The organism is Corynebacterium sp. c25Ua_89, assembly GCF_047459735.1.
GTDB classification, from domain to species: Bacteria; Actinomycetota; Actinomycetes; order Mycobacteriales; family Mycobacteriaceae; genus Corynebacterium; species Corynebacterium simulans.
This window is the reverse complement of the sequence record NZ_JASBOD010000001.1, coordinates 16,311-27,740: the sequence shown is the minus strand read 5'-3', so window position 1 is coordinate 27,740 and position 11,430 is coordinate 16,311. Positions and strand designations below refer to the sequence as shown.

The 11,430-nt window shown below is 56.7% G+C and carries 12 protein-coding genes, 1 tRNA gene and 1 pseudogene; 7 read left to right on the top strand and 7 right to left on the bottom strand.

Going from position 1 to position 11,430, the window contains the following annotated elements; translation table 11 throughout:
* The first annotated feature begins 26 nt into the window (after positions 1-26).
* From QKB66_RS00150 to QKB66_RS00125, 6 genes are all read left to right on the top strand, one after another.
* Positions 27-785, top strand: a complete 759-nt coding sequence (locus QKB66_RS00150) for a 3'(2'),5'-bisphosphate nucleotidase CysQ (protein WP_414252429.1) — start codon at positions 27-29, stop codon at positions 783-785.
* Positions 786-829: 44 nt separating this feature from the next.
* Positions 830-1,636 carry a thymidylate synthase gene (locus QKB66_RS00145; protein ID WP_414252428.1) on the top strand — a complete coding sequence of 269 codons (807 nt, stop codon included), beginning with the start codon at positions 830-832 and terminating at the stop codon, positions 1,634-1,636.
* Positions 1,636-2,178 (top strand): dihydrofolate reductase, encoded by a 543-nt coding sequence (locus QKB66_RS00140; protein WP_414252427.1) that lies wholly within the window; start codon positions 1,636-1,638, stop codon positions 2,176-2,178. The genes QKB66_RS00145 and QKB66_RS00140 overlap by 1 nt, the downstream gene beginning before the upstream one ends.
* A complete protein-coding gene (locus QKB66_RS00135) occupies positions 2,179-2,466 on the top strand; it encodes a glutaredoxin domain-containing protein (RefSeq protein ID WP_339019201.1) in 288 nt (95 codons plus the stop codon).
* Positions 2,467-2,583: 117 nt separating this feature from the next.
* A tRNA-Arg gene (locus tag QKB66_RS00130) sits at positions 2,584-2,656 on the top strand.
* Between the two features lie 364 nt (positions 2,657-3,020).
* Positions 3,021-3,227, top strand: coding sequence for a hypothetical protein (locus QKB66_RS00125; RefSeq protein ID WP_414252426.1), 207 nt, complete (start codon positions 3,021-3,023; stop codon positions 3,225-3,227).
* Positions 3,228-3,542: 315 nt separating this feature from the next.
* Here QKB66_RS00125 and QKB66_RS00120 read toward each other — a convergent pair whose 3' ends face one another.
* Complete coding sequence (locus QKB66_RS00120; RefSeq protein ID WP_414252425.1) at positions 3,543-3,758, bottom strand: hypothetical protein; 216 nt, start codon at positions 3,756-3,758, stop codon at positions 3,543-3,545.
* Between the two features lie 322 nt (positions 3,759-4,080).
* Here QKB66_RS00120 and QKB66_RS00115 point away from each other — a divergent pair, with 322 nt between their 5' ends.
* Positions 4,081-5,088: a DUF1906 domain-containing protein gene (locus QKB66_RS00115; RefSeq protein WP_414252424.1), complete on the top strand. Its 1,008-nt coding sequence runs from the start codon at positions 4,081-4,083 to the stop codon at positions 5,086-5,088.
* Here the strand turns inward: QKB66_RS00115 and QKB66_RS00110 are convergent.
* The 6 genes and pseudogenes from QKB66_RS00110 to QKB66_RS00085 all read right to left on the bottom strand — a co-directional run bounded on the left by QKB66_RS00110 (position 5,066) and on the right by QKB66_RS00085 (position 11,384).
* On the bottom strand, positions 5,066-6,184 hold the full coding sequence (locus QKB66_RS00110) for a hypothetical protein (protein ID WP_414252423.1): 1,119 nt from the start codon (positions 6,182-6,184) through the stop codon (positions 5,066-5,068). The genes QKB66_RS00115 and QKB66_RS00110 overlap by 23 nt on opposite strands.
* 31 nt (positions 6,185-6,215) lie before the next feature.
* Positions 6,216-7,867: pseudogene (locus QKB66_RS00105) on the bottom strand (cation acetate symporter).
* Between the two features lie 3 nt (positions 7,868-7,870).
* Positions 7,871-8,215: a DUF485 domain-containing protein gene (locus tag QKB66_RS00100; RefSeq protein ID WP_070432591.1), complete on the bottom strand. Its 345-nt coding sequence runs from the start codon at positions 8,213-8,215 to the stop codon at positions 7,871-7,873.
* 334 nt (positions 8,216-8,549) lie between these two features.
* Positions 8,550-9,392 carry an aldo/keto reductase gene (locus QKB66_RS00095; protein ID WP_070432592.1) on the bottom strand — a complete coding sequence of 281 codons (843 nt, stop codon included), beginning with the start codon at positions 9,390-9,392 and terminating at the stop codon, positions 8,550-8,552.
* A gap of 126 nt (positions 9,393-9,518) precedes the next feature.
* Positions 9,519-9,875 carry an FKBP-type peptidyl-prolyl cis-trans isomerase gene (locus QKB66_RS00090; RefSeq protein ID WP_061921152.1) on the bottom strand — a complete coding sequence of 119 codons (357 nt, stop codon included), beginning with the start codon at positions 9,873-9,875 and terminating at the stop codon, positions 9,519-9,521.
* 213 nt (positions 9,876-10,088) lie between these two features.
* On the bottom strand, positions 10,089-11,384 hold the full coding sequence (locus QKB66_RS00085) for a citrate synthase (protein WP_082778565.1): 1,296 nt from the start codon (positions 11,382-11,384) through the stop codon (positions 10,089-10,091).
* Positions 11,385-11,430 lie beyond the last annotated feature (46 nt).

Genomic DNA, 11,430 nt, shown 5'->3' with positions numbered 1-11,430 from the left:
CTATCGCGCGCGGTAATCTAGCATGCATGACCGTCGAGATTTCTGATTCCCGCCTGACCAATTCACTAGCCAACGGCTGCGGTGAGATCCTCAAAGGTGTGCGCAACGGTGGCCTGCTGCGCGGCCTCGCGCTTGGCGACGCCGGCGATGAAGCCGCACAAGAATGGATCACCCGGGTAATTTCGCAACACCGCCGCGAAGACGGCCTGCTTTCCGAGGAAGCAGCAGACGATCTCAGCCGTTTGAAGAAGGAACGCGTGTGGATCGTCGATCCCCTCGATGGCACCAAGGAGTTTGCCACCGGCCGCCAAGACTGGGCTGTCCACATCGCACTCGTGGTCAACGGCATGCCACAGCATGCGGCCGTGGCCATGCCGGATTTGGGCGTGACCTTCCGCTCCTCCGATGCGCGCGCCGTTACCGGCCCGCTGTCCAAGAAGTTTGTGGTCTCCCGCAACCGTCCGCCCCAGGTGGCTTCCCACATTGGGGAGAAGATGGGATTTGAAACCGTCGGCATCGGTTCTGCCGGTGCCAAGGCAATGCACGTTCTGCTCGGTGACTTTGACGGCTATATCCACTCAGGCGGCCAGTACGAGTGGGACCAGGCTGCGCCGGTGGGCGTTGCCATGGCGGCGGGCCTGCACTGTTCCCGTTTGGATGGCTCCCCAATTCGTTTCAACAACGAGGACACCTTCATCCCAGACCTGCTCATCTGCCGGCCGGAACTCGCCGATGAAATCCTGGAGCACGCTGCTGCCTATGCCGAAGAAAACGGCGGCTTTTAAGCGTTCCTCAACTTTTAGGCGTTTCAGCAAAAAGGCTTCTACACTTGAGAACCATGATCCAGACCCCATATGAGGACCTCCTCCGCAAAGTTTTGAAAGAAGGCGCGGACAAAGGTGACCGCACCGGGACCGGCACGCGCTCAATTTTCGGTGCGCAGTTGCGCTATAACTTGGCGGAGTCTTTCCCGCTGCTGACCACCAAGAAGGTCTACTTCCACGGTGTTATCGGCGAGCTGCTGTGGTTCCTCAAGGGCGATTCCAACGTGAAGTGGCTGCAGGACAACAACGTCCGTATCTGGAATGAGTGGGCTGACGCCGATGGCGAGCTGGGCCCTGTCTACGGCGTCCAGTGGCGCTCGTGGCCTACCCCGGATGGCACACATGTTGACCAGATCCAGCAGGCTCTGGACACACTGCAAAATAATCCGGATTCTCGTCGCAACCTGGTCTCCGCCTGGAATGTGGCAGAACTAGACAAGATGGCGCTTATGCCCTGCCACCTGCTATTCCAACTTTATGTGGCAGACGGCAAGCTCTCCCTGCAGGTCTATCAGCGTTCGGCGGACATGTTCCTGGGCGTGCCTTTCAACCTGGCTTCCTATGCTGCGCTGGCCCACATGTTTGCGCAACAGGCTGGACTGGAGGTCAGCGAGCTCATCTGGACTGGCGGCGACTGCCACATCTACAACGACCACCTGGAGCAGGTCAAAGAGCAACTCTCCCGCGAACCACGCCCCTACCCGCAGCTCAAGCTGCACAAGGCTGACTCGTTGTTCGACTACACCTTCGACGATTTCGAGGTCGTAGGCTACGACCCACACCCCACCATCAAAGCGCAGGTTTCCGTCTAATGCTGGGTGCTATTTGGGCGCAGTCCTTGGACGGCATCATTGGCGATGGCTCGGTCATGCCATGGCACGTACCAGAGGACCTCAAGCACTTTAAGGAGGTCACGCTGGGCTCGCCCGTGGTGATGGGCCGACGCACATGGGAATCGCTAAACCCAAAGTTTCGCCCGCTGCCAGGCCGCGATAACTTTGTTCTCTCCCGCAAGGAGCCGGGCCAATGGTCCGCTGGGGCGAGCACAACCAGCAACCTCAACGACGTAACTTCCGCGCTTTCCGACGCCTGGATCATCGGCGGCGGCCAGCTATACGCCTCAACCTTGGATGAGGTCGACGTCATCGAAATTACGTTGATGGGCGTTAACATCGGGGATGTCTACGGTGATGACGCAGTCTATGCCCCCGCAGTTCCGGAGACTTTCGGCTTGGCGGCTAGCACTGATTGGCTCACTTCTGAAAAGGGCCACCTGACCATTCCGGGGCAGCCTCCGAGTGAGCTGCCGATTAAATACCGCTTTTTAACTTATGAACGAAAGGACGCCGCTTAAATGACCGTCACAACTCCCGAAACCACTGAGCATGTCACGATCTTCTATGCCGACTGGTGCCCGTTTTGCGCGAAGCTGCTCAAGGCACTGAACCGCACGGAGACGCCATACGCGCTTGTCGACGTCGAGGCCGAAGGCACTGAGGACATAAACGAGTGGATCAAGTCCGTCAACGACGGCAACCGCATCGTGCCAACCGTGCTCTACTCCGATGGCACCTCCGTTACCAACCCAGCAGCCTCCGCCGTACGCAAGAAGCTCGCTGAGCTCGACGGCTCCGCCGAATAGTGCGAATAGCTCGAGTAGCTGCCGCCTCCAGCACACAAACGCCGAAGTTAAACATCCGATTTAACGCAGCCACATACCGTGCTGGTAACCTAATTGCGTTGCTTTAAAGCAACCCCCGCCCCAGTAGCTCAGGGGATAGAGCACGGCTCTCCTAAAGCCGGTGTCGGTGGTTCGAATCCACTCTGGGGCACCGTGTGAAGTCTCGAGACATCGTTCCGGTCGGTGTCTCGAGTTTTTCGCTTTCACTTGCCCAATTATTAGGTGAGTCTGTTGGATTTTGGTTGTAGTAGATCTTGTCGTCCGTCAGTATGTAGGCGGCGATATGAAGTGCCCCGTCGAGACCAAGGCGCTGGGTGGACGAACCACTAACCGTGTCGGTGAAGATGCGGAAGACTTTTTCTTTCTTTAATGCTGCGGTCTGCCGGTTTTGTTTCGTTATCCAGGAACCTACCCCAGCGGACAGCGGGTTAAATGCGTCGAATGCAATTCCCGAACTGTCCATCTAGGGTGTAGACTACCTCGCCAGTGATAAATACATTTCTTCAACAAGGACTATGTCTTTACAAAACCCCGTCGGCCCATCTCCCAAATCTGAGTACATTGATGCAGATCAGCTTGCAGCCGAATGGAACCCAGACGAGTTTCCGCTGGTTGATTTGAATGACCCAGTTTCTCTAGAGGGCATTTCAGAAACTGTGCTTCTTCAGCTGCAACAAGAACAAGCTAATCGAGATTCATCCACCCCTCTGGAAAACCAGTGATACTAGTAGCCGTTCCCGCCTTGGCGGCAGGACTCATTTGGGGCCTAATTACAGGAATTATTTTTACCTTAATAAACCACCGTCGCTACTTTAGGGAAAATGAAAAGACGCTGGACTCCAAAGTGAAGCTTGGCGCTTTTAGTTTATTCTGTTCCATTGTTTTCTTTATATGGATTAGACCGGGAGGGTTTGAAAACTACCTATTAAGCGCAGCGCTTGTATCTCTCACTTTCGGCGTGGGAACATTCATTTCAGCAAAAACTATAATGTCAATATGGGGTCCGGAAAAATTTCCACGACCGGGCAATGATTAACTCATTTCTTAACGTTTGGGGTCGAGTTCTGATGCGAAAAAGCCGAAGCCGCTTTTAGTAGCTCATTGGTGACCCGCAATTCCTGATTCTCACGGCGCAGCTTAGCGACCTCTGCGACAAGGTCTTCAGGCAGCGGCTCAGCAACGTGTCCTTCGCGACGAGCGGCCTGCGTCCATTGCCGGGCCGGATGCCACGAGACACCCAACTTCGGTGCCACGATCTTGCACGTTTCCTACATGGAAGTACCCTCGGCCAAAATGCGATCCTCAACAAGGCGGACCACACGGTCCTTGGCACCCTGGTCAAATCTCCTTGGTATGTTCGAAGATTTTCTACAGAACAAATCCTAGGGCACTACGCTTTTACCTACTTAGCAACCCGGCGCGATTATTTCCCACTCGCCTTCTTAGCGCGTGCATCCACACTTTCTTTGCCCAGCTGATACGGTACAACTGTTAACTAGTGAGATTGATGTGGCAAATGTTGTCTGGCGCTGCATCCTTCCTCAGTCGCCCCTCCCCTTGCTAGGAGTTTTAGAAATGACCGCATCTTTTACTCGCCGCACGCTCTTTAAGGCCGGCGCCGCTGCTGCCGCGGCCGGAATCGTTGGCTCGCAAGTGAGCGTCGCGCAGGCAGCCGGCCCAGGCCCAGTCCTTGGCACCATCATCGACTTCGCAGTCGGTGTTCCTTCCGCCGCAGGCATCAAGCGCGCAGGCCACCTCGGCGCCATCCGTTACGTTTCCAAGCGTCGCCCGGGCACCGAGTCCTGGATGACGGGCAAGCCAGTCACCTTGCAGGAGACCAAGGCTAACGCCGCGCAGGGCTTGGCGACGGCCTCCATCTACCAGTTTGGCCGTGCCGAAACCGCCGATTGGAAGCAAGGTGCCGCAGGTGCAGCCATCCACGCCCCGCAGGCTATTGCCCTGCACAGGGCAGCAGGCGGACCGACCAATCGCCCGATTTACATCGCGATTGACGATAACCCGACCCGCGCCCAGTACGACCAACAGATCAAGCCTTACCTACAGGCTTTTAGCCGCCTGCTTTCTGCCGCGGGCTACCAGACCGGCGTATACGGCAACTACAACACCATCGAGTGGTGCGTGCGCGATGGAATCGGCTCCTTCTACTGGATGCACGATTGGGGCTCGAACGGCAAGATCCACCCGCGCACCACGATTCACCAGCTGCCGGGCAACATGCAGCGCACCATCGACGGCGTGACCGTGGACATCAACGAGGTCTACGCCCGCGACTGGGGTCAGTGGATGCCGGGTCAGAAGGCCCCGAAGGCACCTGCTGCACCAGCCAAGCCTTCCGCACCGAAGCCGGCCGCACCGACACAGCCGGGCAACATCCCGGGTATCTCCCCGCAGTCTTCTGATGCGATGGGTGCGCTTAGCTCCCAGCTAGAGCACACGGTGCCGGGCATGCGCCTGCCGCGAGTAAACCAGAACGGCATCTCCTACGGCGGCTCTTCCGTCTCCCAGGACCAAATCAAGGGAGCCATCGACCTAGCTTCTACTATTCAGAACGCTTTGAAGTAGCGCTTTCAGATTGAGCCGACGAGGTCGGCTCTTTCTTTTTGTCCTTCTTTTTCTTGTCGTTCTTCTTGCCGGCGTCGGTAGGCTCCTTGCTCTTAACCCCACGCTTGGCCTTGCCACCGTCTTTGCTCTGGTCCTTATCAGAGCCCTTCTTCTCAGACTTCGGCAGAGTCGAGGTCACGGTGATGGTCGTCTTGGAGGCAGGCGCAGAAGACTTCGAAGGACTTACAGGAGCAACGCTCTCACCGTTGAGCGCCTTTTGGTAGCGATCAGTACCCTTACGCAGGTTGCTGCCCGTTACCTCGTCTTTCACAAAGTCCGTGAGATCATCGGCGCTGCCATAGGTGGTAGCTGCAACAACGAAGTTCTTGCCAAAGGAAACCGAAGAGTGCAGCGTCTTATCATTTGACCAGCCCCACTTGGTGCCCACTACATTTTGCAGTTTCGCCGTGCCGTAGTCCTGCTCGTATCCGTCTTCCGAGATGGGATCGGCGTGGGCCATCGCCACCAGGACCGGGTGGGTGGGGTTATCTTCCTTCAGCTGCACCACGAAGCGCACCACGTCATACATGGAAGTCACCGAGGTTCCCCATTGCTCACCGGCCTTCGTGGCCTGCAATCCATATTCCTTTGCCACGGAGTCAATGGAATTCGGGTACTTCTCAAAGAGTTCTTCTGCGCTTGTATCTGAGGAGCTGGCGATCATGTCTAAGGCTTCGTATTTATCCTCGAAGCTTCCCTTTTCGAGCACGTAGGTTGCGATATACAGCTTGATAAGGCTCAATGCCGGGCGCGGCTCATGCTCATTTGCCGTTGCCATACGCATTCCATCGCCGATGCGGTAGTAGCTCAGCTGCTGGTCTTCATTACCCGCGAGGAACTGACTGACGTAATCGGGGACGTCGGAAAGCGCAGGATCCCCCAGTTCATGCCGAAGGTCGGACGCAGACGCATTGCTTGCCGACGCCGAGGTGGCCTTACTATCGTGCTGCTGCGACGGTGTACATGCGCACAACAGGCCGCCGGCGAGTGAAAACGCGGCGAGGGCGGTACCGACCTTCATCGGCACCGCCTTCGTTTTAGACAAAGAATCGAGCACGCATTAGATAATACTCAGAACTCTGTCAGGTTTAGTGGTTGACTGGGGCCTCCACGCCAACGCCGGTCAGAGACCGTACCTCCATCTCTGCGGACAGATCCTCAAAGTCATCCGGCGGGGTCAGGATGGAAACCAACCAGCCTGCGATGAATGCCAGCGGAATGGAAACCAGGCCCGGATTCGACAGTGGGAACAGCGCCCAATCCGCGTTCGGGAACATCGAGGTCTCAGAACCGGATACTGCCGGGGAGAAGAAGATGAGCAGCAGGCAGGAGATGACGCCGGTGTACATGGACGCCACCGCACCGGCCGTGTTGAAGCGACGCCAGTAAAGCGAGTACAGGATAGTCGGAAGGTTTGCAGAAGCCGCGACGGCGAAGGCGAGAGAGACCAAGAACGCGACGTTTTGAGTCATGGCCAGAATGCCCAGGATGATGGCGGCGATGCCGAGGACTACGACCGTAACTTGCGAGACACGGACTTGCTCCGACTCGGTGGACTCTCCCTTACGGATAACCGCGTGGTAGATATCGTGCGCGATGGATGCAGACGCGGTAATCGCCAGACCTGCAACTACTGCCAGCACCGTGGCGAATGCAACCGCCGAGATGACAGCCATGAATACCGAGCCGCCGAGTTCTAGCGCCAGAAGCGGCGCTGCGGCATTGGCCCCGCCCGGCGCGGCCAGGATGCGGTCTGGGCCTACGAGTGCCGCGGCACCGTAGCCCAGGATGAGGGTCATCAGGTAGAAAGCGCCGATGATGACGATGGCCCAGGTCACGGAACGGCGCGCCTCAGTTGCAGTCGGAACCGTGTAGAAGCGCATGAGCACGTGCGGCAGGCCGCCAACGCCGAGCACCAGAGCGATACCGAGGGAAACGAAGTCCAGCTTGGTGGTCAAAGTCTTTCCATACTTTAAGCCCGGTTCCATGATTTGAGAAGCTTCGTAGCCCTTCTCTTGGAGGTAATCCGAGCCCGCATGCATATCGACGGCGTCGGAGAACAAGGTGCTAAAGCCGCCCTTCACCGCAATGAAGGTCATGATGCACATCGCCACGACGTCGGTGACCAAGAGGACCGCCTTGATCATCTGCACATAAGTAGTGCCCTTCATACCGCCCACCAGAACGTAGACGATCATCAAAACACCCACGATGCCAACCACGACCGCCTGCCAGGTGAAGTCATGGATATCCAAAAGCACCGACACCAGGGAGCCTGCGCCGGCCATCTGCGCAATCAGGTAGAACAGCGAGACAAAAAGCGTAGAGATGGACGCCGCCACGCGTACCGGGCGCTGCTTCAAACGGAAGGACAACACGTCTGCCATGGTGAAGCGACCAACGTTACGCATCGGCTCGGCAACCAGCATCAACGCCACCAGCCAGGCCACGAAGAAGCCGACAGAATACAAGAATCCGTCATATCCGTTGAGAGCGACCGCGCCGACGATACCGAGGAAGGACGCGGCAGAAAGGTAGTCGCCGGAAATGGCCAAACCGTTCTGGCGGCCAGAGAAGGTGCCACCACCGGTGTAGAAGTCCGAGGCCTTCTTCGTGGTCTTTCCTGCCCTTAAAACCACCCACATGGTGATGACAAGAAACGCACCAAAACGGCGATGTTGAGCACCGGGTTTCCGGAGCCTTCTTGCGCTGCCTCAGCAGCTAGGTTGAAGGTCAGCATAATCTATCCCTCCAATGCCTCACGAATAGCTGCTGAACGCGGCTCAATTTTCTTGTTGGCGTACTTGACGTAGATCCACGTAATCGCGAACGTGGTGACAAATTGGGCGAGCCCGAATACGAGCCCCACGTTCCACCCACCGCCAATTTCGGTGCCCATGAATCCAGGCACAAAGACGGCAGCCAACACGTAGATGACGTACCACAGGAAGAAGGCAATGGTCATCGGGAAAGTGAAGTTACGATATGCACCGCGTAACTGCTTAAACTGCGGGCTATCGCGCATCTCGATGAAGTCCTGCGCTGTCGGTTCGCGGCGCTCGAGCATCGAGGTAGGTGCGCTAGTCATGTCGCTCTCCTTGGGTTCTCAAGATTCCACACGAAAGTGATTAATGAACCACACGAGATAGAGATAGTGTGATGAATCACGTTTCGCCTTACGAGTAAGTTACCCAATTCACATTGCGAGGTTGTAAAGCTTGCCAATCGATTTTTGATTAGCAAGCCTTAGCTACCCCCTAACCCCATTGCTTACTGCACTTTTTAAAGCGTGAAAAGTACCCCCATATCTTTCAACGCTCGAGTTTGCAAACATTGCGAAAGGCCATATGTCAAGAAAAGGCGGCAGAGAACAATGCCGTTCCCTGCCGCCTCTAGGCCGTTTTCCGGGCCGCCTTTAGCGTTTAGCCCGGAAACTCACGCGGGTCCTTGTACAAGCGCCCAGCCGCGCCGTTATCGAGGGCGTCGATTGCCGCAATGTCATCGTGGCTAAGCTCCAGCTGCGCGGCCGCCAAGTTCTCCTCTAGGCGCTCACGCTTGGTGGATTTCGGGATTACGGAAATCCCCTTGGCTAGAAGATAGGCGATTGCTACCTGTCCCGGGGTTGCCTCAAGGCGCTGCGCCACATTCTTGATCTCCGCATTGTTAAGGACCTCTCCCCTCGCCAGCGGCGACCATGCCTCTGTAACAATGCCATGTTCATCATGGAATTCTTGCAACTCCGGCTGGGTAAATCCCGGATGCAGCTCCACCTGGTTCAACACTGGAACGATACCCGTTCGCGCGATGATCTCCTGCAGCGTTTCCTCGTAGAAGTTAGCCACGCCGATGGAAGCGATCTGTCCCATGCCCTGCAGACGAGCCATCTCCTCAAAGGTCTCCACATAGAGTCCAGCCTGTGGCCACGGCCAGTGGATCAGGTAGAGGTCTAGGTAGTCCAGCTGCAGCTTCTTCAGCGATTCAGTAAATGCTGCGTCTACCCCCTTCGCCCCGTGGCTATCATGCCAGACCTTGGAGGTGATGAAGAGTTCATCACGGGTGACGTCACCGGCGCGCATCGCATCATTTAGGGCCTGGCCTAGCTCTGCCTCGTTCTCATACAAGGTTGCAGTATCGAAATGGCGGTAGCCGAGCTCGATGGCTTCACGCACCGCCGTGATACATTCCTGACCCGTCATCTTGTAGGTGCCCAGACCAAGCTGTGGCATCTCGCGATCATCATTAAAAGAGATAAATGGGACACTCATGGTTCCATTGTGCACGAGTTTCGCCACGCGCGACGCCGAAAATTCAAGTTCTTGCCCCCACAAAAAGAAACCCCACCTTCTGCCCAAGCAATTCGGGCAAAAGGTGGAGCCAAAAAGAAACGTTATTTACGCACGCAGCAGGTCGATAACGAAGACCAAGGTGCGTCCAGCAAGTGGATGCGCTCCGCCAGCTGGGCCGTATGCCTTCTCCGGAGGGATGATGAGCTTGCGACGGCCGCCCACCTTCATGCCCGGGATACCTTCCTGCCAACCTGCAATGAGGCCAGTCAGCGGAAACTCGATGGACTGTCCGCGACCCCAGGAAGAGTCGAATTCCTGGTTGTCCTCATACGAGACGCCCACGTAGTGAACCTCAACAAAGCCACCCGGCTGTGCCTCTGCGCCGTCGCCGACGATGATGTCCTCGATAACTAGCTCAGTCGGGGCCGGCTCAGTATGAGCCTCAATTACGGGCTTATCCATTGGGGAAAATCCTCCTTGGGAAACGTTTGTGATATCGATTCGGCGCCTAGTTGTCTCGCTTTTAGGCCGAGAACTAGGCCTGCACGAACGGCGAAAGCCGAATCGCAGTGTGCCCAGTATAAGGGTTCATCTGCGATTCGGCTTTATTTGGCCTACGCAATGACTTGATTTGTCATCATTTCGTGACTAAAGCCTTGCAATTCAAAGGGCCTATTATGCACGCTCAGCGCGCGGGGAAACGGTGCGCAAGGTCTCGCCGGTGTAGATCTGACGCGGACGGTTGATCTTGGTGTTCAGCTCCAGCTGCTCGCGGTACTGAGCGATCCAACCCGGAAGGCGGCCGATGGCAAACAGGACGGTGAAGAAGTCCGTTGGGAAGCCCATGGCGCGGTAGATAAGGCCGGTGTAGAAGTCGACGTTCGGGTACAGCTTGCGGGAAACGAAGTACTCGTCCTCCAGAGCGATCTTCTCGAGCTCCATTGCTAGATCCAGCATTGGGTCGCCGCCCAAGTGCTCGAGGATCTCGTGTGCGGTCTCCTTGACGATGGCTGCGCGTGGGTCGTAGTTCTTGTACACGCGGTGGCCGAAGCCCATCAGACGGACGCCCTTTTCCTTGTTCTTCACGCGGTTCATGAAGTCGGTTGCGTCGCCGCCGTTGTTCTTCTGGATTTCATCGAGCATCTCGAGAACGGCTTGGTTTGCGCCACCGTGCAGCGGGCCGGACAGAGCGTTGATGCCGCCAGCGATAGCAACGAAGAGGTTTGCCTGTGCGGAACCGATCATGCGGACGGTGGAGGTGGAGCAGTTCTGCTCGTGGTCTGCGTGCAGGATGAGCAGCTTGTCCAGAGCCTTCGCGACGACTGGATCGACGTTGTACTCCTCGGTTGGGTAACCGAACATCATGCGCAGGAAGTTCTCGCGTGCGTTCAGGTTGTTGTCCGGGTACATGTAAGGCTTGCCCTGGGACGCGCGGTAAGCGTATGCAGCCAGCATCGGAACCTTAGCCAGCAGGCGGACGGTTGCCTTGTCCAACTGCTCCTCATCTAGTGGGTTGAGCTGATCCTGGTAATAGGTGGAGAGAATGTTAACGGAGGATGCCAGAACCGCCATCGGGTGCGCATTGCGCGGGAAGATGTTGAACTGCGCCTTGAAGTCCTCATCCAGCAGGGTGTGGTGGCGAATTTCATCGTTAAAAGCGCTCAGCTGCTCCTGGTTTGGCAGCTCGCCCTTGATAAGGAGGTAGGAAACCTCGTTGAAGGTGGCGTTGTTTGCCAGATCCGCGATGTCGTAGCCGCGGTGGCGCAGGATGCCTTCCTCACCGTTAATGAAGGTGATCTTGGACTCGGTGGAGCCGGTAGCGGCGTAGCCGGGGTCAAAGGTTACGAGGCCAGTCTCATTGCGAAGCTTGCCAATATCAAAGCCAGAGTCACCTTCGGTGGACTGCTTGATATCCATCTCGTACTCGCCACCTGGGTAGTGGAGAACAACCTTGTTGTCTTCAGAAGCCACTTGTTGATCCTTTCTCAACACTTAAAACACCGGCTCCAAACCGGCA

Coding starts and splice junctions, on each gene's coding strand:
- QKB66_RS00115 (WP_414252424.1), top strand. CDS start 4,081: ATGACCGCATCTTTTACTCGCCGCACGCTCTTTAAGGCCGGCGCCGCT.
- QKB66_RS00100 (WP_070432591.1), bottom strand. CDS start 8,215: ATGACTAGCGCACCTACCTCGATGCTCGAGCGCCGCGAACCGACAGCG.
- QKB66_RS00150 (WP_414252429.1), top strand. CDS start 27: ATGACCGTCGAGATTTCTGATTCCCGCCTGACCAATTCACTAGCCAAC.
- QKB66_RS00095 (WP_070432592.1), bottom strand. CDS start 9,392: ATGAGTGTCCCATTTATCTCTTTTAATGATGATCGCGAGATGCCACAG.
- QKB66_RS00090 (WP_061921152.1), bottom strand. CDS start 9,875: ATGGATAAGCCCGTAATTGAGGCTCATACTGAGCCGGCCCCGACTGAG.
- QKB66_RS00135 (WP_339019201.1), top strand. CDS start 2,179: ATGACCGTCACAACTCCCGAAACCACTGAGCATGTCACGATCTTCTAT.
- QKB66_RS00140 (WP_414252427.1), top strand. CDS start 1,636: ATGCTGGGTGCTATTTGGGCGCAGTCCTTGGACGGCATCATTGGCGAT.
- QKB66_RS00125 (WP_414252426.1), top strand. CDS start 3,021: ATGTCTTTACAAAACCCCGTCGGCCCATCTCCCAAATCTGAGTACATT.